This window comes from Dyella thailandensis (assembly GCF_050749815.1).
Lineage (GTDB): Bacteria > Pseudomonadota > Gammaproteobacteria > Xanthomonadales > Rhodanobacteraceae > Dyella_A.
Genome location: NZ_CP192735.1, coordinates 379198 through 405201 on the forward strand (window position 1 = coordinate 379198; position 26004 = coordinate 405201).

The following is a 26004-nucleotide window of genomic DNA, read 5'->3' on the forward strand; positions in this document are numbered from 1 at the left end:
CGTCCACGCGCCATCACTGCTCTCCTGTAGGAGCCCGCTCGCGGGCGACGCTCTTTGCTCTGGATCGACGATACAAACGAAGGCATCGCCCGCGAGCGGGCTCCTACATCGGGTGCGGGGGCGGTCGCGGCGTGGCTCAGCGCAGTTGCGCGTCCAGGATGGCGAGGCGATCGGGGGTGCCGACGTCGGTCCAGGCGCCTCGATGATGGATGCCGTCGATCTCGCCGCGTTGCATGGCGGCGCGCAGCAGCGGCGCCAGGGCGAAGCGCGGCGGGCGACCGGGTTCGTTCGGCGAGGCGAGTGCCTGCCAGCCCTCCAGCACGCTGGCGCGATACACGCCGACGCCGGCGAAGGTGAGCTTCGGCTCGCCCGCGTCGTGCAGGCGTCCGCTCTCGTCCAGTGTGAAATCGCCCGCGGGGTGGTGGGCGGGGTTGTCCACCATCACCAGATGCGCCGCGCCGTGCGGTTCGGCGGGCAGGCTGGCGAAGTCGAGATCGGTCCAGATGTCGCCGTTGATGGCTAGGAAGGGTTCGGGCCCCAGCAGCGGCAGCGCGTTGAGCATGCCGCCGCCGGTTTCCAGCGGCGTGGGGCCTTCATAGGCGTAGCGGATGCGCAGCCCCCAGCGCGAGCCGTCGCCGAGCGCCTCGGGAAACTGCTCGGCCAGATGCGAGGTGTTGATCACCACGTAGTTCACGCCGATGGCGGCGAGCTTTTCCAGATGCCAGGCGATCAGCGGTTTGCCGCCGGCCACCAGCAGCGGCTTGGGCGTGCGATCGGTGAGCGGACGCATGCGCTCGCCCAGCCCCGCGGCGAAGATCAGCGCGTGCCTCATGCCTCGGCCACCGCGCGGGTGAGGTCGCGCTCGCCGGCGTAGCTGGCCAGCAGGTCGGCCAGCGGCTGCAGGGCGGGATAGCCGGCGGCCACATCGATCACGTAATCGAACACGCGCGGCAGGTCGGCGAGATAACCGCGCTTGCCGTCGCGGTAATGCAGCCGGCAGAAGATGCCCAGCACCTTGATGTGTCGTTGTAGTCCGGTGAGGTCGAACCAGCGCAGGAAGGTGGCGGCGTCCACCGTCTCGTCGATCAGCCCGGCCTGTCGCAGCTGCACGCGATAGCCCTCGGCCCACGCCTCTACGCGCTCGCGCGGCCAGGTGATGTAGCAGTCGCGCAGCAGCGAGGCGAGGTCGTAGGTGATCGGGCCGGCCAGTGCACCCTGGAAGTCGATGATGCCGGGGCTGGCCAGCGGCGCGTCGTTATCGATCACCAGCAGGTTGCGGCTGTGGAAGTCGCGATGCACGAACACCGTCGGCTGCGCCAGCGCGTTATCCAGCAGCACGGCAAACGCCTCATCGAGCGTGGCGAGTTCGTCGTCGTCGAGCGTCACGCCCAGATGCCGGCCAAGAAACCACTCCGGCATGATCGCCAGCTCGCGCGCCAGAAAGGCGCGATCGTACGGCGCCAACCCGTCGATGCCGCAGGCGGACTGCATGCGCAGCAGCGCGGCGAGCGCGTCGCCGTACAGCCGATCCACCGTAGCGTGGGACAGCTCGGGCAGATACATCCGCGTGCCCAGATCCTCGATCAGCAGGAAACCCCGTTCCAGATCGGCCGCGCGCACCTCGGGCACGTGCAGGCCGGCGCTCGCGAGCCGCTGACCCAGGGCCAGCCACGGAGCCGGGTCTTCCAGCGCGGGCGGCGAATCCATCACGATCCAGCTACGTTTTGAGTGATAACTACGCCAGTAGCTGCGAAAGCTCGCATCGGCCGAGGCGCTTTCCAGTGTCAGCGCATCGTCGCCCAACGTCTGGCGTAGCCAGGCGAGGCGTTCGGCGGCGCGGTCGGTAGCAGAGAGGCCAGGCATGCAAGGCGGGTTGAAGGTAAGGAAGGGAGGGCCAGTCTAGCCGTGCGCAGCCGATATTCTCATCCCCTGCGCTCAAGTGCGTTCGCGGCGTGCCGATGCAGGTCATTGAAGTATTTCCTATGAAGTTTTTCCCCATGCTCCATACGTCGGCGACGCCATGACCGCTTGCCATCGCCCGCCGCCCTGGCAGCGCCATGGCCTCTGAGCTGGAGGAACGCCGCGTCGAGGTCGCCGACCTCGAGTTGGGCATGTTCGTCTCGCGCCTGGACGTACCGTGGGAGTTGACCGACTTCCCGCTGCAGGGCGTGCAGCTGACCAGCTCCGAAGACATCGCCAAGCTGCGTGAGCTGTGTGAGTTCGTGTATGTCGACGCACGCCGGCAGGTCATGCCGGACACCCCGTCGCAGATTCTCCAGCGCACCGAGCTGTCCGCGTCCCGCTTCGAGGCGCGTCTGGGCTACAGCGATCAGGTGCCGTTGGACGACGAGGTGCCGCGGGCGCGCGAGGCGCTGGAGAGTGCAATCGCCGGCGTGCAACAGGTGTTTGAGGATGTGCTCCAGGGGCGCGAACTGCCGGTGGAGTCGGTCGAGCGTGCGGTGCGACCCCTGGTGGCCAGCGTACTTCGCAGCGCCGACGCGTTTTTCTGGGTCGACGGGCTACGCCGGCACGACCACCCTTCCTACAACCATGCGGTCAATTGCAGCGCGCTGGCGGCAGCCTTCGGACGCCATATGGGCTTTGCCGAAGAAACCATCGTCAGCCTCGCCGCCGGCGGTCTGTTGATGGACATCGGCAAGACGCGGGTACCCGAAGCGCTGCTGCAGCGGACCGACGCGCTCTCACCGGAGGAGATGGCGCAGATCCGCGCACACGTCGGTCATGGTCTGGACATCGTCAGAAATTCCAGCCTGAGCGATCTCGACGTCATCGACATCCTGCGCACGCACCACGAGCGCCACGATGGCAGCGGTTACCCGGCCGCGCTGTGGGGAGGGAACATCCCGCTGGTGGGGCGCATGCTCGGCATCATCGACACGTACCAGGCCCTGATCAGCGACCGTCCGCACCGGCCCGCGATGGCGCGCCATAACGCGCTTCGCCAGATTTACCTGGCAAGAGACACGCACTTCCAGGCCGAGCTGGTCGAGCAGTTCCAGGTTTGTCTGGGGGTCTATCCCACCGGTTCGATGGTCGAGCTGACGACCGGCGAAGTGGCCGTAGTGATGGCGCAGAACCAGGCGCGACGCCTGACGCCTCGCGTGGTCATTCTGAGCACACCTGAGAAACTGCCGCTTACCACGTTCCAGGTGGTGGATCTCATGAACCAGAACTCGGACCGCCCCCAGGTACACATCCGCCGCAGTCTCACTCCCGGTGCCTATGGCATCGATGCAGCCGACCTGTTCCTGCAATGAAGCGGCACCTTTTTGAAGCTTCTCCGCGCGGGCGTGGCTCATGCTGAACCGTCACGAGGTGTTCGAGGTGATCGCAGCCGTGATCGCCGATGGCGGCAGCGCCGATCGCGCGGCCGTGCTCGCGGTGACGGTAGAGGGGTTGCGTGACCGCGCACTGCGGCAGGGGTATGCCATCGGCGACAGCGCGGCCGACAGCGTGGAAAAGGTGATCGTTGCGGCCCTGCGCCCCGTCGACCGGGTGCTTCGCGTGGCATATGACCGCTACATGGTGGTGTTGCCGCATATGCGTAACGAGCAGCACGCGCTGCTTGCCGCCACGCGCCTGTCCCAGGCTTTCGAGGTGCCGGTGCTGGATCGCGGCGACCCGTGGCGCGGGCGCCCTGTGGTCGGCATTGCGCTGCATCCGGACCACGGTTCGAATCCGGAGCTCCTGTGCCGGCGAGCCGAGCTAGCGCTGGAGGAGGCGCTGCGCCAGGGCGGGCAGCATCTTGTTCACGGCGAATCCCATGATCATGCGGTGATCAGCTACGAAGAGCTGCGCGAAGCTGTCGAAAGCAATCGCCTGGACACCTTCCTGCAGCCGATCTGGAATCTGCAGACCGGGCGCGTTGCCGGGGCCGAGTCGCTGGCTCGCTGGACCTCCCCGCACCGTGGCGAGGTTTGGCCAGGTTATTTCGTGCCGTTCGCCGAACAGACCGGCCTGATCACGGCGCTGACCAACTGGAGCATCAACGCCACCTTGCGTCACGCTGCCGCGCTCAATCACGTGCCGGACCTGAAGTTTGCGATCAACCTTTCGCCGCGCGCGTTCAATCAGCCCGGCTTGGTCGAGAAGCTCACCGGGGCCCTCGGCATCTGGGGCGTGGCGCCGGAGCGGGTCATCGCCGAGATCACCGAGACGGCGCTGGTGCATGACCTTGATCAGACCGTCAGCCTCCTCAGGCGGCTGCGCGACCGAGGCCTCGGCGTGGCCATCGACGATTTCGGCACCGGCTACGCCAGCGTCGCGTACCTCAGCAAATTTCCCGCTACTGAATTGAAAATCGACCTATCGCTGGTGAGCGGCATGCATGGCGATGCCCGTGCGGCCCGCCTGGTGAGCGGCATCATCGACATGGCGCACCATCTGGGCTTGGTCGCAGTCGCCGAAGGTATCGAAGACGGCGGCACCCAATCGCTGCTGGCCGAAATGGGTTGCGACTTCGGTCAGGGCTACCACCTGGGTCGCCCCGTGCCGGCAGCGGATTTCGTCGCGCGCTGCGGCGGCCGCAACCGCGTTTGAACGGCCGCGGCGCACTTGCGCCGCGGCAACGACGTTCGCCGAGATGCGGGGCTCAGAGGTTGTACGCCCGTTCCTCGTGCTCGGACAGATCCAGGCCCACCTGCTCCTGCTCGGCGTCCACACGTAGGCCGATCGACAGATCCAGCAGCTTGAGGATCGCGTAACTCAGCGCCGCGCTCCACGCGATGGTGAAGCCCACGCCCTTGGCCTGGATCCACAGCTGGCCGCCTAGCGAGGTGACGTTGCCGAAGCCACCTAGCGTGGCGGCTGCGAGCGGCCCGGTGAGCAGGCCGCCGATGATGCCGGCGATGGCATGCACGCCGAACACGTCGAGCGAGTCGTCGTAGCCGAGCTTGTTCTTCAGCTTGGTCGCGGTGAAGAAGCAGGCCGCACCGGCGATCAGTCCCAGCACCAGCGCGCCGCCCGGGCCGCAGGTGCCCGAGGCCGGCGTCACTGCGACCAGGCCGGCCACCGCGCCGGATACCGCGCCCAGCACGCTGGGCCGTTTGTGCACCAGCCACTCCACCGCGGTCCAGCCGATCACGGCGCCGGCGGTGGCGATCTGCGTTACCAGCATCGCCATGCCGGCGCTGCCGTTGGAGGCCACCGCCGAGCCCGCGTTGAAGCCGAACCAGCCCAGCCACAGCAGACTGGCGCCGATCACCGTGTAGCCGAGGTTGTGCGGTGGCATCGGCGTGGTCGGGTAGCCCTTGCGCTTGCCGATTACCAGGCAGGCCACCAGGCCGGCGATGCCAGCGTTGATGTGCACCACGGTGCCGCCAGCGAAATCCAGCACGCCCAGGTCGCCCAGCAGCGAGCCGGGGCCGCTCCACACCATGTGTGCCATCGGCAGGTAGACGAAGGTCAGCCACAGGCCGCTGAACCACAGCAGCGCGCTGAACTTCATGCGCTCGGCGAACGCGCCGATGATCAGCGCCGGGGTGATGATGGCGAACGTGAGCTGGAACATCACGAACACGCTTTCCGGCACCGTGTTGTACAGCGAGTCCGGCTTGAGTCCGGCCAGCATGAAGCGATCCAGTCCGCCGATGATCGAGTGCAGGTCGACCTGGCCGGCATGCATGCCGGCGGTGCTGAAGGCGAGCGAGTAGCCGTAGACCATCCACAGCACGGTCACCAGCGCGGTGATCGCGAAGCACTGCATCAGCACCGACAGCAGGTTCTTGGCGCGCACCATGCCGCCGTAGAACAGGGCGAGGCCCGGGATCGTCATCAGCAGCACCAGCATGGAGGCGGTGAGCATCCAGGCGGTGTCGCCGCTGTCGAGCTTGGGCGTGGTGCCCTGGGCGAAGGCGGGCAGGGCGAACAGCATCCCGGCGACGAGGGCAAGCGGGCGGCGCAGGCGATCAGAGCGCATCGGCGTCGACCTCCTGCGTGCGGATGCGGATCACCTGTTCGAGGTCGAACACCATGATCTTGCCGTCGCCCACCTTGCCGGTGCGCGCGGTGGAACTGATCGCCTCGATCGCGCGCTCCGCCTGCTCGTCGCTCACCGCGATCTCGATCTTCAGCTTGGGCAGGAAATCCACCACGTACTCGGCGCCGCGGTACAGCTCGGTGTGCCCGTGCTGGCGGCCGAAGCCCTTGACCTCGGTGACGGTCATGCCCTGCACGCCGGCCTCGGCCAGCGCCTCGCGCACCTCGTCGAGCTTGAACGGTTTGATGATCGCGGTGATCCACTTCATGGCGTGCCTTGCTCCCCGTGCGGCCGTGTTTGTTGCAGCACAGCAGGTTGCGTGCCACGGGCGCACTTCGGCACGCGATCGTTGCGGGGCAACGCTTCAGCGGATTCCGCGAGGCGATCACGCGCGCTGGCGGTGCGGCGACTTGCCCGTTGATGGTGCAATCTGGCCCTCGCGACACCGCGCCGCGTTTGACCCGGGACCGGTTAATCCGTACCATTTTGGTCTTGATTAGAGGGACGGGCCGCCATGCTCCGTGTCAGCCGACTCACCGACTACGCCACCGTCGTGATGACCTGCATCGCCGGCCACCCGGACACTGTGCTCTCCACCGCCCAGATCGCGGACGAGACGCACCTTGAGCTCCCCACGGTGAGCAAGCTGCTGAAGTCGCTGGGCCATGCCGGCCTGGTCGAGTCGTTCCGCGGGGTCAACGGTGGCTACCGCCTGGCGCGCCCGGCCAGCGCCATCAACCTGGCCGAGATTGTCGAAGCCATGGAAGGGCGCATCGGCATGACCGAGTGCGGCACCGACGGTCAGTGCGAGCGCGAGTCGCAATGCGGCGTGCGCGGCAGCTGGCGGCAGATCAATCACATTCTGGACAACGCCCTGCGTGGCGTGAGTCTGGCCGACATGTTGCAGCCGCCGGCACCGCCGGCGCTGGCAACCATCGCCATCAGCGAGATCAAGGGCAGGACCATCGCATGAGCCGCCAAATCAGCGAAACCGCCGTGCCAGCCGACAACGCCGAGGTGATCGAGGCGCTGGGCCGTCGCTACGCCGCGGGCTTCGTCACCGACATCGAAACCGATTACCTGCCGCCGGGCCTGGACGAAGGCACCGTGCGCGCGCTGTCCGCGCGCAAGGGCGAGCCGGAGTGGATGACCGAGTGGCGCCTCAAGGCCTACCGCCATTGGCTCACCATGCCCACGCCGGACTGGGCCAAGCTCAACGTGCCGGCCATCGACTACCAGGCGATCAGCTACTACGCCGCGCCGAAAAAGGCGCCCAAGTCGCTGGACGAGGTGGACCCCAAGCTGCTGGAAACCTACGAGAAGCTCGGCGTGCCGCTGCACGAGCGCGCCAAGCTGGCCGGCGTGGCGGTGGATGCGGTGTTCGACTCGGTCTCCGTCGGCACCACCTTCCGCAAGGAGCTGGCCGAGGCGGGCGTGATCTTCTGCTCGATCAGCGAGGCGATCCGCGAGCATCCCGAGCTGGTGCAGAAGTACCTGGGCAGCGTGGTGCCTGCGGGCGACAACTACTTCGCCGCGCTCAACTCGGCGGTGTTCTCCGACGGCTCGTTCGTGTTCGTGCCCAAGGGCGTGCGCTGCCCGATGGAGCTTTCGACCTACTTCCGCATCAACGCGATGAACACCGGGCAGTTCGAGCGCACGCTCATCATCTGCGAGGACGACGCGCACGTCTCCTACCTGGAAGGCTGCACCGCGCCGCAGCGCGACGAGAACCAGCTGCACGCGGCGGTGGTGGAACTGGTCGCGCTGGAGCGCGCCACCATCAAGTATTCGACCGTGCAGAACTGGTACCCCGGCGACGAGAACGGCGTCGGCGGCATCTACAACTTCGTGACCAAGCGCGGCGACTGCCGCGGCCACGATTCGAAGATCAGCTGGACCCAGGTGGAAACCGGTTCGGCGATTACCTGGAAGTACCCCAGTTGCGTGCTGCGTGGCGACCGCTCGGTGGGCGAGTTCTACTCCGTCGCGCTCACCCACCACCACCAGCAGGCCGACACCGGCACCAAGATGATCCACCTCGGCCGCGACACCAAGTCGAAGATCGTCTCCAAGGGCATCTCTGCCGGCCGCAGCTCCAACAGCTACCGCGGCCTGGTGAAGGTGGAGAAGGGCGCCGAGAACGCGCGCAACTACACCCAGTGCGACAGCCTGCTGATCGGCAAGCAGTGCGGCGCGCATACCTTCCCCTACATGGAAGTGAAGAACCCAACCGCCATCGTTGAGCACGAGGCGACGACATCGAAGATCTCCGACGACCAGCTGTTCTATTGCCGCAGTCGCGGCATCGGCGAGGAAGACGCCGTGTCGATGATCGTCGATGGCTTCTGCAAGCAGGTGTTCCGCGAGCTGCCGATGGAGTTCGCGGTGGAGGCTAAGAAGCTGCTGGAAGTGTCGCTGGAAGGGGCAGTGGGATGAGGGTTGTCCTGCTAGTCCTGCTCGTCGCCCTGGTTGGCGCGGCGGTCCCGGCGCGCGCTGACCGCCCCCCGGCGGATGCCACGGTGGTGGCGCGGTTCTGCGCCAAGGCCGCCAGCCAGTACGACATCAACCAGTGCGCCGGCAAAGTGGGCAAGGCGGCCGACCAGGAGCTCAACGCCACCTACCAGGCGGTGTTGAAGAAGTGGGCCGCTTACCCGGACATGATCAACAAGCTGCGCCAGGCCCAGCGGGCCTGGTTGAGCTACCGCGACGCGGACCTCGCCGCGCGCTTCGCCGGTTCCGACGGTCCCAGTCGCGGCACCGCCTATCCGGCCGCATACGCGCTCTACCAAGCCAGCCTCGAACGCGAACGTACCGCCCGCCTGTGCAGTTACCTGCGCGGCACCGCCTACGGTGAACAGGACAGCGCGCCCTGCGCCGATCTGGTTCGTGATCCGGCAGTCGTCCCCTCTGCGCCCTGACGCCCCTACTGCGAAAACCCTAGCCATGCTCATCATCGAAAACCTCCACGCCCGCGTCGAAGGCAAGGACATCCTCAAGGGCCTCAGCCTCACCGTGAAGCCGGGTGAGGTGCACGCCATCATGGGCCCCAACGGCGCCGGCAAGTCCACGCTCGGTAACGTGCTCTCCGGTCGCGAGGGCTACGAGGTCACCGCCGGCTCGGTCACGTTCAACGGCGTCGATCTGCTGGCGATGGAGCCGGAGGCGCGCGCGGCTGCCGGCGTGTTCCTGGCCTTTCAGTACCCGGTGGAAATCCCCGGCGTGAACAACACCTACTTCCTGCGCACCGCGCTCAATGCGCAGCGCAAGGCGCGCGGCGAGAAAGAGCTCGATTCCATGGCCTTCCTCAAGCGGGTGCGCGAGAAGCTCAAGGACATGCAGATCTCCGATGAGCTGCTGCACCGCGCCGTCAACGAGGGCTTCTCCGGCGGCGAGAAGAAGCGCAACGAGATTTTCCAGATGGCGGTGCTGGAACCCAAGCTCGCCATCCTCGACGAGACCGACTCCGGCCTGGACATCGACGCACTCAAGCAGGTCGCCCACGGCGTCAACGCGCAGCGCTCGCCCGAGCGCGCGATGCTGATGATCACCCACTACCAGCGCCTGCTCGACTACATCGAGCCGGATTTCGTGCACGTGCTGGCCGACGGTCGCATCGTGGAGAGCGGCGACAAGACGCTGGCGCTCAAGCTCGAAGCGCAGGGCTACGCCTGGCTGCGCGAGCATGGCGAGCCGGCGGGAGCCTCGGCATGAGCCAGGCTGCGGCCGCCACGCCCTTCGTTGCCTCGCAGCGTGACGCCGAGCTGCCGCACAGCGGCATCGGCTGGCTGGATGCGGCGCGGCGCGAAAATCTCGACAGCTTTCTCGGCGCCGGTCTGCCCGACACGCGGGTGGAAGCGTTCAAGTACACGGCGCTGCGCGCGCTGGGCCAGCGCAGCTTTGTGCTCGGTGATGCGCACATCGCCACGCGCGTGGTCGATCCGGCCACGTTGCAGCTGCCGGGTGTCGATGGCGCGCGACTGGTGTTCGTCAACGGTGCGCTGCGGCTGGATCTATCGTCGCTCGACGCCTTGCCCGAGGGGTTGAGCCTGCAGCCGCTGTCGCAGGCGCTGACCACCGAATCGGAGCCGCTGCGCTTCGCCCTGGCGCGCCATTACCGCGAGCCGGCCGATGCGTTCGCCCAGCTCAACGCGGCGTTCGCCAGCGAGGGCGTGGTGCTGCGCGTGGCGGCGGGTGCGCAGATCGCCGAGCCGGTGCAGCTGTGCTTTGTGGGCGCGGCGGCCGAAGGCGATGTGGCGTGGCACCTGCGCCACGTGATCGAGCTGGGCGAGGGCGCTTCGCTCTCGCTCATCGAGCATCACGCCACCTGCGGCGCGCATGCGCATCTGGGCACGTCGGTGGCCGACGTGGTGGTCGGCGAGCGCGCCCGCCTGCAGCACGTCACCGTGCAAGCCGCCGCTGAAGGCAGCGCCCTAGTGCGGCGCACTGTCGTGCAGTTGCGGGCTGGTGCCCACACCACGCTGCACGCGCTGGAGCTCGGCGCTGGCCTGAGCCGCCATGAGTTGCAGGCGGAGCTGGCCGGCGATGGCGCCAGACTCGAAACGCGCGGCGCGTTCGTGCTGCACGGTCGCCAGCATGCGGACACGCAGATGCTGGTGCGCCATACCGCCAGGAACACCGCATCGGATTCGCTCTGGCGCGGCGTCGCCGACGATCGCGCGCGCGGCGTGTTCCGCGGCGCCATCTACGTCGCGCCCGGCGCGGACGGCAGCGACGCGGCGCTGAGCAACAAGAACCTGCTGCTGTCCGCCAGCGCCGAGATCGATACCAAGCCCGAGCTGGAGATCCACGCCGACGAGGTGAAGGCCGCTCACGGCGCCACCGTCGGCCAGCTGGATCCGCGCGCGCTGTTTTACCTCCGCTCGCGCGGCATCCCCCAGCCGCAGGCGCGCGCCATGCTCACCGCCGCGTTTTGCCGCGCCGTGCTGGACGATCTGCCGAACGAAGTGCTGCGCGAGCACCTCGCCAGCCTGCTGGTAGCGAGGCTGCCCGCGTAATGCGAAAGGACGCGTAGGAGCGCACCCTGTGCGCGACCGCTCGTCGCTCGGAACACCCGCGTGGGTCGCGCACAGGGTGCGCTCCTACGGGGCCGCCATGACAGGATTTTTGAGATGAACATGCAAACCAGCGCGGCCGCTCTCGACATCCAGCGCATCCGCGCCGACTTTCCGCTGCTGTCGCGCTCGGTGCACGGCAAGCCGCTGGTGTATTTCGACAACGCCAACACCAGCCAGAAACCGGCGAGCGTGATCGAGGCGGTGGACCAGCATTACCGACTGCACAACGCCAACGTCTCGCGCGCTGTGCATCTGCTCGGCGAAGAAGCCACCACCGCCTACGAAGGCGCGCGCGACAAGTTGGCGAAGTTCATCAACGCCACCTCGCGCAACGAGCTGGTGCTCACCTCTGGCACCACCCAGGCCACCAACCTGGTCGCCTACAGCTACGCGCTTCCGCGGCTCAAGCCCGGCGACGCGATCCTCACCACGGTGATGGAGCACCACGCCAACATCGTGCCGTGGCAGCTGGTCGCCCAGCGTGCCGGCGCCACGGTGAAGGCCGCGCCGATCGACGCGCGCGGCGAGCTGATCGTCGAGCGCTTCGTCGAGATGCTCACGCTGGATGTGAAGCTCGCCTGCGTCACCCACGTCTCCAACGTGCTCGGCACGGTCAACCCGATCCGCGAGATCGCCCGCGAATGCCGCAAGCGCGGTATTGCGCTGCTGGTCGACGGCTCGCAGGCGGTGCCGCACCGCCCGGTGGACGTGCAGGCGCTGGGCTGCGATTTCTACGCCTTTACTGGCCACAAGATGCTCGCGCCCACCGGCACCGGCGCGCTGTGGGCGAAGAAGGAACACCTCACCGACATGCCGCCGTTCTTCGGCGGCGGCGAGATGATCCGCGAGGTGCGCTTCGACGGCACCACCTTCGCCGAACCGCCGCACAAGTTCGAAGCCGGCACGCCGAACATCGCCGGCTTCGTGGGCCTGGGCGCGGCCATCGACTACTACCAATCGCTCGGCTTCGAGGCGATCCACGCCCACGAGCAGATGCTGCTGGCCTACGCCACCGAGCGCCTGCGTGAAGTGCCTGGCCTGCGCATCTTCGGCGAGGCCGCCGAGAAGGAGCCGGTGATCTCGTTCCTGATCGAAGGCGCCCAGGCGACCGACCTGGCCACCTTGCTGGATTTGCAGGGCGTCGCCGTGCGCTCCGGCCACCACTGCGCGCACCCGCTGATGCAGTTCTATGGCGTGCCCGCCACGCTGCGCGCCTCGCTGGCGTTCTACAACACGCGCGAGGAAGTGGATGCCTTCGTCGAGGCGCTGGTGAAGGTGCGCAAGCTGTTGATGTGAAGGTCCGCGCACTTCGTGCTGCGTAATCTCTCCCGTCGTCATTCCCGCGAAAGCGGGAGTCCATTTGGCCCCTTTGCTCCGGAATCACATGGGGAGCTCCGCTCGACCGGCCCCCGCTGTTGGAGAACGCTTCACCAGGATGAAGGGGGCGAGGCCTTAGGGCATCCGCGCCGGTCCCGCTCCATCGAGCCGGAGGCAACGAGTTCGCCCCCTGACCCCAGTCAAACCACCAAACCCACCGCCGCGCTACGCTGTCACCCACACACGACGGTCACCCCATGCTCGCCTCGCTCCCCGCCTTCCTGCGCATCCCGCTCGCCATCGCGCTGCTGATCCTCAACACGATCGTGCACGTGCTGCCGCTGTTCGCGCTCACCTTCGTCAAGCTGCTGCTGCCGGTACACGGTGCGCGCGTGGCGCTGTCGCGCGCGCTGGTGGCCATCGCCGAGAGCTGGATCGCCGTCAACAGCGCGCTGTTCGACGTGTTCACCCGCACGCAGTGGCGCATCGAAGGGCTCGAAGGCCTCAAGCGCGACGGCAACTACCTCGTGCTGTGCAACCACCAGAGCTGGGTCGACATCCCGGTGCTGCAGAAGGTGTTCAACCGCCGCATCCCGTTCCTGCGCTTCTTCCTCAAGAGCCAGCTGATCTGGGTGCCGCTGCTGGGACCGGCGTGGTGGGCGCTGGATTTCCCCTTCATGAAGCGCCATTCGCGCGAGCAATTGGCCAAGCATCCCGAGCTGGCCGGCAAGGACCGCGAGACCACCCGCAAGGCGTGCGAGAAATTCCGCCACATGCCTGTGTCGGTGATGAACTTTGTCGAGGGCACGCGCTTCACCCGCGCCAAGCACGACGCCCAGGGCTCGCCCTACACCCACCTGCTGCGGCCCAAGGCCGGCGGCGTCGCGTTCGTGCTGGATGCGATGGGCGAAGGCCTGCACGCCATCGTCGACGTCACCATCGTCTACGCCCAGGGCGCCGGCTCCATGATGGATCTCATCGCCGGCCGCGTGCGCGACATCCGCGTGCACGTGCGCCAGCGCCTCATCGACTCCACCCTGCGCGGCGACTACGAGAACGATGCGGCTTTCCGCGAGCGCTTCCAGGCATGGGTCAACGCGCTGTGGGCGGAGAAGGATGCCGAAGTTGAGCGGCTGCTGGATGTTTGAGATGCAGCGTCGATAAGCATCGGTGCTCATTCGCCTTTGGTGATGTGGTGATGGCGATGCTCCGACAGCCTTCGGATTGCGTGAGCAAGGGGAAGCGGCTGGTCTGGCCATGAGCTGACAGATTGAACGGACCGTATTCGAAATGTCGCGGCGCTTTCGCTGGTTTGCGATAACGCCAAAGGTTGGGCTGCTCTTGCAGTACTGGCCGCTCATGGGCAGGCTGTGGCGCATCGGTTTAGGACATAGATGTAGGGCGATAGGGATGTTTGGATTTTTCAAAAAGCGCAAGAACCCGCCGATCACGCCACCTGCGCGATCCACGCCCCCATCAGTGTCCAAGTTGGCGACAGAGCAGCGGTTAGTCTCCGTTGTCGACGCCTACGGACGCTCGTTCCAAATACCTCTGGAGCAGTGGCGGCGCGACATACTGAAACCTAATCTCGATGCCAAGTGGGACGACCCCGAAGGCCTTTATTCCCTTGTCATCTCTGCCCTCAGAGATGACTTGGCTCTCGATGTCGAGCGAGCCAGCGCTAGGCTGATGGACATTGATCCGCTGGTTGAGCGGGGATTCGTTACTCGGGCAATCGTTCAGCTAAAACTCGGACGCATCCAAGATGCTGGGGCAACACTTCGTCAGGCCATAGCCAAGATCGGCGAGACGGGAGTTCTGTTGACCAACCAGGCCAAGGTCATCAGCGCAGAGGGGCACCAAGCTCTGGCTATGTCCACCTTGGACCGCTCTCTCGAACTTGACCCCAATCAAGACAATGGGCTGGGCTGGCGGGTGGCTGAGCTGACCGAGGCCGCTGGGGCGGATGTGGCTCAAGCCTATTTGCGCACCATGGCAGAACGTCCCGACGCGTGGCGGCCACAACTCCTGCTAGGCCAGCGAGCCATCGAGGCGGGTGCGCGGGAAGATGGACTCGCCTGGTTTGACCAAGCGCTCAACCGAGCGCCCCACGGCGCAGACGTGATGCTGGCAGTGAGCGGAGAGCTCGGCAAAAAGGGCTTGCTCAATGACCTGGTCCAGCGCGTGGCCCCGCTCTATGACGAGCGCCGCGACGACGTTCGGGTTGGTTACAACTTGCTGCAGGCCTATGTGGAGTTGGGCGATGCGTCGACCGGGCGCGATTTGCTGGAACGATTGTTTGCCCTGAGGCAGCCTGCCTTTACCCAACACCTGCAGTACTACTCCAAGACCTTCGACGATATGACCGCGCAGGCACCGAAGGCTCTGAGCCACGAGCCTGAAATCTCCATCATGCAGATGAAGCTGCCACCCTGGTTGCTCGGCATGCAGGACATGGAGTGGGCCGCACCACTCCGGGGCCAGGATCGCCCTCGCATCGTGCTTCTTCCTCTGGCAGCGATCGACGAGTCCCCGGGAGGCTTTGCCCGGAGTGGCCGAGAAGACGAGCTAGGCCGTCTGTCGCGAGGACTGCCCCTGTTTCTCTTGGAGCAACTGGTCTATTGCAGTGACCTGGATGTCACCCTGAACTTGCCCGTCGCCGATGGTCATAACTTGGTTCTGTTTGGACGTGCGGCTTGGGATGAGGAGCTCGAATTCCTGGCGCAGGATTTCGACTGGGCCGTCGAAGGCGAAGTTACCCGCATCGACGACGGTTTCAGGATCATCTGCCGACTGAGACGGCTCAGTGACCTTTCGACGCTCAAGCGTGTGGAGCGGAGCTTCATAGAGCAAGGAATTGGAGAAGCCCTGACGGGCATTTCGGGGGAGGTCTTGGCAGCGATAGGGAGTTGCGCGTCGTCGTCTATCGAACCCCGGGTCCCGATGTATGCGCTCCCGGCCATTCATGCGAACGAGTATCTCAGTGCCTTGGGACAGTATCTGGCGCTGACCTTGGCGGGTTCCGCCAATGCACGGGACTCTCTCTACGGTGAGCGCAACATCTACGGCTGGCTGCAGACCTTGGCCGTGACCGTCCCTGACAATGAGGCGTCCCAGTTCATGTATTTTACCGCGCTCGCCAAGGGCCGCCGCATGAACTCGCCCATCATTGATGAGTTTGAGCGGCCCGCCGTACAGCGCATAGGGGAACTAGTTCGCGCCGGACGCTACTCGGCAAGGTTGTTGCCGCTCGTGGCCGCGATTTATCCCGCCAACGCCGAGCTCGGCGACTTGCTAGCGTCGACAAAGCCGTTGGGGGACAACGCGTATTCCGCGTGGTGTGGCCGGCTGGCAAACGCATTTCCGGTGGTGCCGGTGCCACCTTCCAAGGCACCAACCTGACCATTCCTGCACGCGCTGACTGAACCGACCGTCCGCGCCGGTCTCCCTCGATCCGTTCGCTTACACCTATCGAGCTGGGATAGGTGCGACCGGAACCCGTTTCTGAGTTGTGAGCCGCGGGTCGATCGCTGTCATGGGCGGCTCTTTCAGCCAAGCAGGCGCTGATACCAGTGCGATGATCAGCCAAGCCGATACGGTGCCCGTCCGTGGAGAAGAGAGCCAAGGTGCACTTGAGTGCTGGCATCCCCCCCTCACGGCTCCAGATAAAACTCGATCGGAATCAACTCCACCGCCCACTCGCCTTCTTCCCCGATCTGCGCAGCCGGATGCATGGCGGCGATGCGCAGGGCCTCGTCGTGGCTGTCGGCCTCGATGATGAACAGGCCGCCCACCACTTCCTTAGACTCGATGTAAGGCCCGTCGGTGATCTGCGTCTTGCCGCCGCGCGGGCGCAGCGTGCGCCAGTGTTCCAGGTCGCCGAGCGAGGCGGAGACCCGCACCTTGCCGGTGGCGCGCATCTTTTCGTCCATGGCCGGGCACTGGCTCACGATGGCTTTCACGGCATCGGGCGACAGGGCGGCGAATTTCTCGGGGGTGAAGTAGGCCAGGCCGAGGTATTTCATGGGAGCTCCTTTGCGGTGGGAATGCACTGACGACGAAGCGCAGAGACACAATTCGACAACGTGCCGGGACAGTGTGCCGCGGCTCACGGCCAGCGTATCCGCCCGGGATCGCATGCGGACACGCCGCAGGGCGCGCTCCAGGCCGCGGCGACTTCCGCAAGAACCTGCCGCCACCGCGGCCAACCACCTCACCTAAGTCGAGTTGTGCGCACCGTGGCGCTCATCCACAGTGAGCAGCCGTTCCGGCCCGTCCGGACGCCGTCCACGCGCTGCGCGTGCCGGCACCAGCATCGACAGCAACGCGCCCCCGCTCGGGGCGCATCGGGGAGAACCATGAAGACTCGTCGCGATTTCCTTACCCAGGCGCCGCTTGGCCTGCTGGGTGCCGTGGTGGCCGGTGGCGCGCTGGCGCAGACCGGCGAAACCACGCCGCCGCCGCCCGGCTCGCCCGGCGCGTTCAACACCGCGCCGCCGGTGGGCCCCAAGCTCACCACCGCCACCTTCGCCGAGGCGGAGAAGCTGCAGCAGGTGACCATGACCGAGGCGCAGCGCGCCATGGCCGTGGCCAACTGGCCCACCTCCATGGCCGGCCTGCTGGAGCGCCGCACCGGTCCGCGCAAGGTGGCACTGGAAGAGGGGCTGGCACCGGCCACCACCTGGTTCCCGGCGATGGGGCACACACACGTGGGCCCCGCACACGATCGCTTCGTGCCGTCCAAGGTCGCCGCCACGCCGCTGCCGGCGAAGGACGAGGACATCGCCTTCGCGTCCGTCGCCCAGCTCGGCGAGTGGATTCGCACGCGCAAGCTCACTTCCACCCGGCTCACCAAGATCTACCTCGATCGCCTCAAGCGCTTCGACCCGCAGTTGCGCTGCGTCATCACGCTGTGCGAGGAGCACGCGCTGAAGCAGGCCGCGCAGGCCGACAAGGAGATTGCCGCCGGCCACTACCGCGGCCCGCTGCACGGCATGCCGTGGGGCGCGAAGGATCTGCTCGACACCGCCGGCATCGCCACCACCTGGGGCGCCGAGCCGTTCAAGGATCGCGTGCCCAAGGACGACGGCGCCGTCACCCGCAAGCTCAACGAAGCCGGCGCCGTGCTGGTGGCCAAGCTCAGCCTGGGCGCGCTGGCGCTCAACGACATCTGGTTCGGCGGGCAGACCATGAACCCGTGGCTGCCGCAGGAAGGCTCCTCCGGCTCCAGTGCCGGCCCGGCCTCGGCCACGGCGGCCGGCCTGGTGGCGTTTGCCATCGGCAGCGAAACCCAGGGCAGCATCATCAGCCCGTGCATGCGCTGCGGCACCACCGGCCTGCGTCCCACCTACGGCCGCGTGCCGCGCACCGGCGCCATGACGCTGTGCTGGACCATGGACAAGCTCGGCCCCATCGCCCGCACCGTGGAAGACACCCTGCTGGTGCTCAACACCATCCGCGGCACTGACCCCGGCGACAGCGCCAGCGTCGCCGCGCATCTGGACTACGACGCCGGCGCGTCGATCAAGGGCCTCAAGGTCGGCTACTTCCCCGGCTGGATGAAGGAAGCCCCAGCCACCGACCTGGACCGCGCCGCGCTCGACCAGCTGCGTTCGCTCGGCCTGGTGCCCACCGAAGTGTCGCTGCCCGACTGGCCCTACGACGACCTCAACCTGCTGCTGTTCGCCGAGGCCGGCGCCGCGTTCGAGGAGCTCACGCTCTCCGGCCGTGCCGACCTGCTCAGCGAGCAGACGGCGGATTCCTGGCCCAACCTGTTCCGCGAATCGCGCTTCCTCTCGGCGGTGGATTTCGTGCAGGCCGACCGCCTGCGCCGCAAGGTGGCCAAGGAGATGGCGCGCGTGATGGGCGAGGTCGACCTGCTGCTGGTGCCGTCCATGCGCGACGAGATGATGGTGATCTCCAACATGACCGGCCAGCCCTCGCTCACCCTGCGCACCGGTTTCGTGGAAGTGAACCAGGTGCGAAGCGACTGGGCGCCCGATCCGAAGCACCCGCGCCCCATGCTGGCCAAGCCGCAGCGCGTGCCGTACGGCGTCACGCTGATCGGCCGGTTGTTCGAGGAGGGTACGCTGGGCCGTGTGGGCCGCGCACTGGAGGCGAAGGTCAACGTGGCAGTCGAGCGCCCGCCGGGCTTCTGATCCGGGATTCGTCCGTGAGGATGGAGGCACGCCGGGCATGGCTCGCCGTGCTTCCATTCTCGAGACGCGTTCGGCGTGGAAATCACGGATTACCATTGAAACGAGGTGACCACATGGCCCGCAAGACCCTGCTTCCGCCGGTACACCCCGGTGAAATCCTGCGCGAGGAGTTCATGAAGCCGTTCGGCCTTTCGGCCAATGCGCTGGCGACCGCCATTGGCGTCACCGCCGCCCGCGTGAACGAGATCGCCAACGAACGGCGCGGCGTCACCGCCGACACCGCCCTGCGGCTGGCCGCGTACTTCGGTACGGATGCCCAGAGCTGGATGAACCTGCAGAAAGACTACGAACTCGAATGTGCCTGCCGCGAGCTGGCCGCCGAACTGAAGCACATCCGGCCGCGTGCCGCGTGATGCCGGAGACTCCCGCACCATTCCCCCATGCCGCTGTGCTGGCCCGCCTCGGCGCCGGCGACTTTGCGGGCCTGCCGGCGGAGTTCGTCGACACGCCGCCAAAGCGCGAGGCGCTGCACGCGTTGCTGAAAGCGAGCGAGGCCGTGCATCGCGCGGCGGTGAGCACCACCCAGGTGGCCGATGCGCTGCGTCGCGATCAGAAGTTCGTGCGGCCAGGGCAACCGTCGCCGCATCTAGTGCGCTTGCGTCAGCAGCAGGCAGCAGCGCGGCAGGCGACGAATCAGGCGCGGCAAGCGTTTATCGTGGCGGCTGATGGGTGGGTGCGGGTGTTTGGGCTCACCGTGCCGGCGCGGAAGAGTCTGGAGGTGTTTGCTCAGGATTGGGTCAACTTGGCTTTTGGCCGAAAGTCGCTGCACAAAAGTCCGCTCTGAGCTGGTCCCGATAGCTTTTCTCACTCCCGCCCCGTTGGAGCCCCACTTGCGCGCTCCACCTCGGCAAACCCGATGTCGCGCGCGCGGCGGAACGCTCCGGCCACGGCATCGCTGTCCGCTTCGGACACGCCGCAGGCATCGAAAGTGTTTCGCCAGGTCCGCACTCGGTCGACGAGCGCCTCGATGATGCCTGCCGCTGCACGGCGATGGATCCCGAAGCGGCCGGCGCCGGCCAGTGCGTTGTCCAGTCGCGCGGCGCGCCCGTGAGGGCCTACGCCCAGGTTGAGAAAGCGCTCCGTGCCGACGACAGGGGAGGGGACAACGTCATAGAGCGGGCTTAGCCGCCAGCCGCGCGCATCGCTGTCGTACAGGAAGGCATGGTTACGCAGATGGTCGTCGTTGTTGGTCACGAGAATGTTGAACACCATCCGCTTGAACAATTCGACCCGATCGCGCTCGACATAGGCACCCGCGCCACGCGTGCTGATCACGTCGGCGATGGTCGCGTAACTCTGGTCCGGTGAGGCCATCTCGGGCACGCCGAGCATGGTGAGCGCCGAGACCATATGCAGCCTGGCAAACCCACCCTCCACCGGCACGCGATCAAAGCGCTCGATAAGCATCGCCGATCGGTTTCCGTCCAAAGAAACCAACCGCGTGGCCGGCACGTCGAGGCCGCACATGCGCGCGAGCACGAGCGTGGCCTGTTCCACCGCCGGCACATTGAACCGGCGGTCCGATGTGGAGGGGAACTTCGCGACGAACTGCCGCCCCGCATCGAGCACCACTGCCTTGGGGCGCATGCCGCCCATCGTCGGGCCACCGTCAAAGAAATGCGCCAGCTGGGCTGGAACCGGGTCCCCGGCCTCGATCCGCTCTACCGCCTCCAGCAGGTAGGGCAGCTCCACGGTTGCCGGCAATACAGCTTGGCGTGGCGGGCTGTCAGGTGCCGTGCGGATGTCCAGTGCGCCCGCGCGATCGGCACCGGCGTGATCGAGATAATCCACCTCCGGCAACGGACCCGTTCGCCTCAGCCGGTTCTCGATCACCCGTCGGCCCCAGGCATCGGGGGCCGCATCGCGGATCGCGCCAAAAAGCGCGAGGCCGTTGACCGGCTCGCGCGGCACGTCGGTTTCCTGCCGCAGCGGTAGCGACACGGGGTCCACATCGAGCGCCTCGATGCGTTCCAGATAGCGGCGGCCGTACTGGAAGCGAGAGGTGAGGAGGTTCCCGTCGCGCATGACCAGCTCGAGCTTGCCTGCGGGGACGGCTTCGAGCTGCCCCGGAGGGTGGAGAAAGACATAGCGCGTGGCCATCAGAAATCCAGGTCCTTCGGCGTGTTCCGGCGCGCGCGACGCGCGCGGTGCTCGTCGGCGATCGCTGGCGAGATCGGGTCGGTCATCGCCAGCACCTGGCCCAGCAGGCCCACTTGCTCCATGACGGCAAGCCACGTGCCGAGCGCGGTTTCCACTCCGCCTCGCTCGATCCGGTCGATGGTCGACCGGCTGGTGCGCGCGCGCGCGCCCAATTCGGCTTGGGGCATGCGCCGCGCCAGGCGCGCCTCGCGCACCAGCTTCGCGAGATGGCGTGCCGCGCGGCGGGCTTCAGGGGTCGTAAACTCGGCGGTTACGGGGCGCATGTGTATTATCCGCGATACATTAATGGCCTTAAAGTATCACGGATAACACATTTCATGGGGCTTGGTCAGCGGGGCGAGGGGCAGCCCGTGTTGCACGGGCCGAGGACTGGAGTCATCACCAGCGCGGATGCGCACGCCTGTTCAAAACGCACTCCACAAACTGCCGGGGCACCCATGTCGGTGCCCCGGCGTCACGCGTCGGCGGGCGGGAGCCGCCATGACGCCCGCTAGTGGTACATCGGTTGCGGCTGCGCGGCGTACCACGTACTGCTCGACGGCAAGCGCTCGGGCAGCGCGAGGTAGGCGGCGTGCTCCTCCGCCACGCCGGGTCGCGGGGTTGTCCGCGGGTTCAACCGCTGCGTGTCGTCAACGGCATCGAGGATGCCCCGAAGCTTTTCCACGTCGCGATAGATGGCATCGCCCATGGTGGAAAGCGTCGCCTTGTTGTACTCGGCGTGGTCGGCGCAGGTGACCACGTTGGCGAGCGCGCGCAGGCTGCTGAGCAGCAGCTGCATTTCGTCGATCTGCTCCAGGGTGAGGCCGTAGCTGTAGCGCTTGGCCGCCGCAGGTTCGGCGGTGTCCCTGGCCTCGGCGGGCGTCTCCGTCTCGTCGAAGTCCGCAGCCGTCTCGGCTTCGGGCGCTTCCTCCCTCGCTTGCTCACCACGTTCCCCAGGCCAGGAGAGTTCGTCCAGCACCAGCGCGATCTGCTCTTCGATCAACTCAAAGCAGATCGCCACCTCGCCCGGGCGAATCTCGTTGTAGCACTCGCTGTCTTCGTCCGGCCGTCGAGGTCGGGCCAGGTTGGTGAGGAATCCCACGTACTCGCGCAGTTGCTTCAGCCGTAGCTGGGTGTCCTCCGGCAGGAAATAGCCGGTGACATTCCGATCTTCCGAATCGATGGTCGACATGCTTGCCTCCTCGTTCCATGAAGTACCCGCACGCCGGGACGGCGACGGGAAGTCGGGAGGCTAGAAACCGCTACAAGCCGGCGGGCGTATTCCCCTTGCGGGTGTTGTATTAGCCGCCCTCCCGACGCAAGCATCACGTCGGTCTGTACCCGCAAATGCACAGGCACAAAAAACCCACCGGTTTGACGGAGGTGGGGACCGCTTGTAGAGGAGTTTCTAGGCTCCTTGGGATCGAGTCTGCTACTGGGTGGGAGGGGAGTCAAGGCGGCGCGCAACTGACCGATAATCACGCGGACAGGGCCGCTTCGACCAACTCGCGAGAGCTCACTGAAGCTGACTCTGATAGCCAGCAGTATCTACGTACGCACCGGATTTGGCAGCAGCGCCTTGCCCCTGTTACGCCCTCGCTTCCGCCTGCGTAACTCATACGCCATCACATCTGCCGTATAACACCTCCATTGTGCGGCTGAAGAAGCGCCAGTGCGGTCGCGACCTGGAAATTTGCAGCTTGTTCACCTCGCCAGACGCCGTGCATACTCGGCGCAACACCCCGGATGCGGTGTCTACTAAGCGTTAGGCGTTAAAGGCAAGCTCACGGAGGGGTCGTGGTGATACTTCAAACCAAGCTATCTCGCGCTCTCTTTCTCTTGGGCGTCTTGGCATCTTTCGTCACCATTCACTTCACGAATGCCCTCGACAGGGGCGGTGTGAAATTCTCCGAGTTGTTCAGAGCCTTTGGCCAAAGGCCTTGGGAAATTCTTGTGTATCTAGCAATGCTGCTTGTGCCGGCTCTGGTGGCGGCTGTTGTAGTTCCTTGGTCCATCCGCTGGGTAAAGTCGGGCACATGATGCAGCCCGGCCTGCCTAACCACTCGTCCAAGCGGACGCGCGTGCCGCGCGCCGCTTAACTCCAGCGTTAGGTTTATGAAAGACATGGAGTCACCCGTCAGCAGGAGAGAGCGGCTTGTCGCTACCGCATGGCTAATCATGAGGCGCGCAGCCTGCTTCATTTTTGCGCTCGCGTTGGCGGGGGGCGCCGTAGTCAATCTCGTCGCCTTTTTACGGGGTGCTGCGTCAATGGTTGACACTGCGGTCCAAGTTCCCATCGGGTTGGTACTGGCGGGTCTCTTCGTGTGGGTCGGCATCTACGGTGTAGCCGGACGCTACCGCGGCGCCGGCTTTCCGTATCGCTCGGCAGACACAAAGTGGCTCTACCGTCGTAGAAAAAAGCGTTACGGGTGGCGTTGGTAGCCACCTAACCACTCGTCCAAGCGGACGCCATACCGGCGCCGCTTAACTCCAGCGTTACGTCTACACACAAGGGGGGCGTTATGCGCACTGGCTTAATGTTGGTCCTTCTTCTACTTGCCGGGTTGGCGGGCTGCGCGAATCCTTCTGTCGTTAACGTCAACAGCTCAGCAATCCAAGCGCTCACCGTCAACAAGATTTACGTGCCTCGCTTCGAAGGCAATCCTGAATTTGTTGAGGAAAGCACAGACATGTTCATAGCCGAGCTAGAACCGCATATCTCAGCTTCGGTTGTGCAAGCCTCGGCTCTTCGCACTGAGTCAACCGACATTGTTGCAGGTGGCAACCTTGCTCCCACTGATCTCGCCATAGCCAAAGCAAAGGCGGTCGGCGCTCAAGTTCTAATCATGGGAAAAGTCACTAGCTATAACTCGGGTGCAACGCTCAACGGTTTCTCAACTGTCCGTGTCATAGACGTCAACACCGGAAAACTTTTGGCTTCGTTTCATCGCCCCAGCGGTTTGTTAATCGCAAACAGCGCCCATCAAGCGGTCATGGCCGCAGTGAAGCGGGCAGCAGAGGACGTGGCAGGCGCACTGAAGTAGACGGCAACATAACAGTTCGCCCAAGCGGACGCGCGAAAAGCCGCGCGCCGCTTAACTCAAGCGTTAGGAATATGGATGAAGAATAATAGATTTTCGGTTTTTACTGCGCTGCTTCTCGCCGGTTGTGCTTCTCAGCCGCAGATTAGTAGAACGAGCGTGGGTGTGGTCTCGGCACAGCTAACGCCGGATACCTCGTGGGTGTGGCCCCAAGATTTGGCCTACACAAAAAGAATGAAAAGCTTGGAACGGGAATATGGCATTGCCATAACGCAAAGAGTCGAAAGAGTTCTAGGTGGCTTGAATTTCCCCAAAGGCTCGGAGTGCGAATTCGCAATTATTTTACTGCCAGGCGGGGATATCATTAAGGTTGATCTAGCTTCCTGCCATTTTCAACCCGATTTAGATGAGCGCGTACGCGCAGCGTTGGTCGGTCAGACAATGCCGTACTCGGGATTCGAGTCAGTTTACCAACGAACATATCGTTTGAAGATGTGTGCGCCGAGGTATCTCTGTGCGCACTAGCCGGGTGGCTAACAACTCTTTTCACGAAAGGCCGATAGAAGCAGGGGTAAGAGTGCACTTTTGAGGGCTTGCCTGTTTCGCCGGGTCATCAGCCTATTGCCTGCTCCCACCCCGTAGCCCCAAGGTCATCCCACTGCCACACGCCCGATGCACCCTCGCTGGACCTTTCCCTCCAGCGGAGACGCACGATGATCCGATGCACGCGTGTTGCCCTGTTTGCAGCCCTTGGGTTGGCGATGGCTGCTCCGGCGTTTGCCGGGGTGGATCTGATTGCTACGGGCCAGCTCGATGGTCATGGCGGTGACCTGGCGTATCGCACGTCCGGGCCGCTGGAGAACAACGTGCCGGGCAACGTGCTCGGTGGGCTGGGTTCGGGCCTGGCGTATGCCGGCTGCAACACCTTTCTCGCGCTGCCCGATCGCGGCCCGAACGCGGTGGCCTACGACGCGCTGGCGGACGACACCACTTCTTACATCGACCGCTTCCAGACGCTGCGCATGACGCTGGAGCCCAGCGCGCCGGGCGCGGCGCTGCCGTTCACGCTGTCGCCGCGGCTGCGCGATACCACGCTGCTGGCCGACCTGTTTCCGCTGTACTACGGCGACGGCACCGCGGTGAACCTGCCCAACGGGCGGCCTGCGCTCAACCGGCCGTTCCGCAACTACTTCACCGGCCGCTCGGACAACGCCGCGCCGGGCCTGCCGTCCGGCTCGCCGTTCAATGCGCGGCTGGATCCGGAAGGCATCCGGGTGAGCGGCGATGGCGAGTCGGTGTACGTGTCGGACGAGTACGGCCCGTACATCTACCGCTTCGATCGCCGCAGCGGCGTGCGCACCATGGCCTACCGCTTGCCCGCGATGCTGGGCGTGGCGCACACCGCGCCCACTGGCGATGCGGAGATCGATGGCAACACCAGCGGCCGCCTGGCTAACAAGGGCATGGAAGGCCTGGCGATCTCGCCGGACGGCCGCACGCTCACCGGCATCATGCAGAGCCCGCTGCTGCAGGACGGTGGCAAGAACGCCGCCACAACGCGCATCGTGCAGCTGGACCTGGCCACCGGGCGCACGCGTCAGTACGCCTACCCGCTGACCAACCTGGGCAGCGCAAGCAAGCCCAAGTACACCACCGTGAGCGAGATCGTGGCGATCAACGACCACGAATTTCTGGTGGACGAGCGCGACGGCAAAGGCTTCGGCGACGGCAGCAGCGCCAGCTTCAAGCACCTGATGCGCATCGACCTCAGCCACGCGCAGGAAGTGAGTGAGATCAGCGGGGCGGATGCACTGGCTGCGGCGGCAGTGAGCAAGCAGGACTTCCTCGACCTGGTGGCGGTGCTGGGGGCGCACGGCGTGGCACCGGAGGCGATCCCGGCCAAGATCGAGGGCGTGGCGTTCGGCCCCAACGTGATGCGCGACGGCCACCGCATGCACACGCTGTTTGTCGCCAACGACAACGACTTTCTCCCCACGGTGACCGACGAGGTCTACCCGCAGGGCGCAGACAACCCCAACCGCTTCTTCGTGTTCGGCTTCGACGATGCCGACCTGCCGGGCTACCAGCCGCAGCGCTTCGCCCGCGCGCACGGTTGGGGTCATGGCTTCGGTCACGACCACGTCGACGAGCGTTGCCACGGCGAGTAAGGCTCGGGCAGTGGGCGCGCGGCGCTTCGCCGCGTGCGCTCACGCACC

General features: G+C 65.8%; 23 protein-coding genes. 15 read left to right on the plus strand and 8 right to left on the minus strand.

Going from position 1 to position 26004, the window contains the following annotated elements; translation table 11 throughout:
* Positions 1-136: 136 nt before the first annotated feature.
* Together murU and ACQVBX_RS01665 are read right to left on the minus strand one after the other, a co-directional pair.
* Positions 137-832 (minus strand): N-acetylmuramate alpha-1-phosphate uridylyltransferase MurU, encoded by a 696-nt coding sequence (murU, locus tag ACQVBX_RS01660; RefSeq protein ID WP_431636166.1) that lies wholly within the window; start codon positions 830-832, stop codon positions 137-139.
* Complete coding sequence (locus ACQVBX_RS01665) at positions 829-1863, minus strand: aminoglycoside phosphotransferase family protein (protein ID WP_431636167.1); 1035 nt, start codon at positions 1861-1863, stop codon at positions 829-831. Before ACQVBX_RS01665 ends, murU begins: the two co-directional genes overlap by 4 nt.
* Positions 1864-2057: 194 nt before the next feature.
* Here ACQVBX_RS01665 and ACQVBX_RS01670 point away from each other — a divergent pair, with 194 nt between their 5' ends.
* On the plus strand, positions 2058-3278 hold the full coding sequence (locus ACQVBX_RS01670) for an HD-GYP domain-containing protein (RefSeq protein ID WP_431636168.1): 1221 nt from the start codon (positions 2058-2060) through the stop codon (positions 3276-3278).
* A 40-nt stretch (positions 3279-3318) separates the two neighbouring features.
* A complete protein-coding gene (locus ACQVBX_RS01675; protein ID WP_431636169.1) occupies positions 3319-4560 on the plus strand; it encodes a putative bifunctional diguanylate cyclase/phosphodiesterase in 1242 nt (413 codons plus the stop codon).
* Between the two features lie 52 nt (positions 4561-4612).
* On the opposite strand, the gene ACQVBX_RS01680 is transcribed toward ACQVBX_RS01675, so the two are convergent.
* The gene (locus ACQVBX_RS01680; RefSeq protein ID WP_431636170.1) at positions 4613-5938 is read right to left on the minus strand and encodes an ammonium transporter; all 1326 of its coding nucleotides are present in this window, start codon (positions 5936-5938) and stop codon (positions 4613-4615) included.
* Entirely contained in the window at positions 5928-6266 is a 339-nt protein-coding gene (locus ACQVBX_RS01685; RefSeq protein WP_404630988.1) for a P-II family nitrogen regulator, read from the minus strand. Before ACQVBX_RS01685 ends, ACQVBX_RS01680 begins: the two co-directional genes overlap by 11 nt.
* Positions 6267-6512: 246 nt before the next feature.
* On the opposite strand from ACQVBX_RS01685, the gene ACQVBX_RS01690 reads away from it, so the two are divergent.
* From ACQVBX_RS01690 to ACQVBX_RS01725, 8 genes are all read left to right on the plus strand, one after another.
* Complete coding sequence (locus tag ACQVBX_RS01690; protein ID WP_431636171.1) at positions 6513-6971, plus strand: SUF system Fe-S cluster assembly regulator; 459 nt, start codon at positions 6513-6515, stop codon at positions 6969-6971.
* Entirely contained in the window at positions 6968-8434 is a 1467-nt protein-coding gene (gene sufB, locus ACQVBX_RS01695) for a Fe-S cluster assembly protein SufB (protein WP_431636172.1), read from the plus strand. The genes ACQVBX_RS01690 and sufB overlap by 4 nt, the downstream gene beginning before the upstream one ends.
* Positions 8431-8916, plus strand: a complete 486-nt coding sequence (locus ACQVBX_RS01700; RefSeq protein ID WP_431636173.1) for a lysozyme inhibitor LprI family protein — start codon at positions 8431-8433, stop codon at positions 8914-8916. Before sufB ends, ACQVBX_RS01700 begins: the two co-directional genes overlap by 4 nt.
* A 25-nt stretch (positions 8917-8941) precedes the next feature.
* Positions 8942-9709, plus strand: a complete 768-nt coding sequence (gene sufC, locus ACQVBX_RS01705) for a Fe-S cluster assembly ATPase SufC (protein WP_431636174.1) — start codon at positions 8942-8944, stop codon at positions 9707-9709.
* Positions 9706-11013 (plus strand): Fe-S cluster assembly protein SufD, encoded by a 1308-nt coding sequence (sufD, locus tag ACQVBX_RS01710; protein ID WP_431636175.1) that lies wholly within the window; start codon positions 9706-9708, stop codon positions 11011-11013. Before sufC ends, sufD begins: the two co-directional genes overlap by 4 nt.
* 114 nt (positions 11014-11127) lie before the next feature.
* Positions 11128-12369 carry a cysteine desulfurase gene (locus tag ACQVBX_RS01715; RefSeq protein WP_431636176.1) on the plus strand — a complete coding sequence of 414 codons (1242 nt, stop codon included), beginning with the start codon at positions 11128-11130 and terminating at the stop codon, positions 12367-12369.
* Positions 12370-12647: 278 nt separating this feature from the next.
* Complete coding sequence (locus ACQVBX_RS01720; protein WP_431636177.1) at positions 12648-13538, plus strand: acyltransferase; 891 nt, start codon at positions 12648-12650, stop codon at positions 13536-13538.
* A gap of 262 nt (positions 13539-13800) precedes the next feature.
* Positions 13801-15792 carry a tetratricopeptide repeat protein gene (locus tag ACQVBX_RS01725; RefSeq protein WP_431636178.1) on the plus strand — a complete coding sequence of 664 codons (1992 nt, stop codon included), beginning with the start codon at positions 13801-13803 and terminating at the stop codon, positions 15790-15792.
* 251 nt (positions 15793-16043) lie between these two features.
* Here ACQVBX_RS01725 and ACQVBX_RS01730 read toward each other — a convergent pair whose 3' ends face one another.
* Positions 16044-16415: a YciI family protein gene (locus ACQVBX_RS01730; RefSeq protein ID WP_431636179.1), complete on the minus strand. Its 372-nt coding sequence runs from the start codon at positions 16413-16415 to the stop codon at positions 16044-16046.
* 333 nt (positions 16416-16748) lie between these two features.
* Between ACQVBX_RS01730 and ACQVBX_RS01735 the strand changes: the two genes are divergently transcribed.
* The 3 genes from ACQVBX_RS01735 (at position 16749) to ACQVBX_RS01745 (ending at position 19392) form a co-directional block, all read left to right on the plus strand.
* A complete protein-coding gene (locus tag ACQVBX_RS01735; protein WP_431636180.1) occupies positions 16749-18548 on the plus strand; it encodes an amidase in 1800 nt (599 codons plus the stop codon).
* 113 nt (positions 18549-18661) lie between these two features.
* On the plus strand, positions 18662-18961 hold the full coding sequence (locus ACQVBX_RS01740; protein WP_431636181.1) for a HigA family addiction module antitoxin: 300 nt from the start codon (positions 18662-18664) through the stop codon (positions 18959-18961).
* Positions 18961-19392, plus strand: coding sequence for a hypothetical protein (locus ACQVBX_RS01745; protein WP_431636182.1), 432 nt, complete (start codon positions 18961-18963; stop codon positions 19390-19392). Before ACQVBX_RS01740 ends, ACQVBX_RS01745 begins: the two co-directional genes overlap by 1 nt.
* Before the next feature lie 20 nt (positions 19393-19412).
* Here ACQVBX_RS01745 and ACQVBX_RS01750 read toward each other — a convergent pair whose 3' ends face one another.
* From ACQVBX_RS01750 to ACQVBX_RS01760, 3 genes are all read right to left on the minus strand, one after another.
* A complete protein-coding gene (locus tag ACQVBX_RS01750; protein ID WP_431636183.1) occupies positions 19413-20708 on the minus strand; it encodes a type II toxin-antitoxin system HipA family toxin in 1296 nt (431 codons plus the stop codon).
* The gene (locus tag ACQVBX_RS01755) at positions 20708-21031 is read right to left on the minus strand and encodes a helix-turn-helix domain-containing protein (RefSeq protein WP_431636184.1); all 324 of its coding nucleotides are present in this window, start codon (positions 21029-21031) and stop codon (positions 20708-20710) included. The genes ACQVBX_RS01750 and ACQVBX_RS01755 overlap by 1 nt, the downstream gene beginning before the upstream one ends.
* A 227-nt stretch (positions 21032-21258) precedes the next feature.
* Positions 21259-21939 (minus strand): XAC0095 family protein, encoded by a 681-nt coding sequence (locus ACQVBX_RS01760; protein WP_431636185.1) that lies wholly within the window; start codon positions 21937-21939, stop codon positions 21259-21261.
* A 1330-nt stretch (positions 21940-23269) separates the two neighbouring features.
* On the opposite strand from ACQVBX_RS01760, the gene ACQVBX_RS01765 reads away from it, so the two are divergent.
* On the plus strand, positions 23270-23791 hold the full coding sequence (locus ACQVBX_RS01765) for a hypothetical protein (protein WP_431636186.1): 522 nt from the start codon (positions 23270-23272) through the stop codon (positions 23789-23791).
* A 710-nt stretch (positions 23792-24501) separates the two neighbouring features.
* Positions 24502-25956 (plus strand): esterase-like activity of phytase family protein, encoded by a 1455-nt coding sequence (locus ACQVBX_RS01770; protein WP_431636187.1) that lies wholly within the window; start codon positions 24502-24504, stop codon positions 25954-25956.
* The last annotated feature ends 48 nt before the right edge of the window (positions 25957-26004 follow it).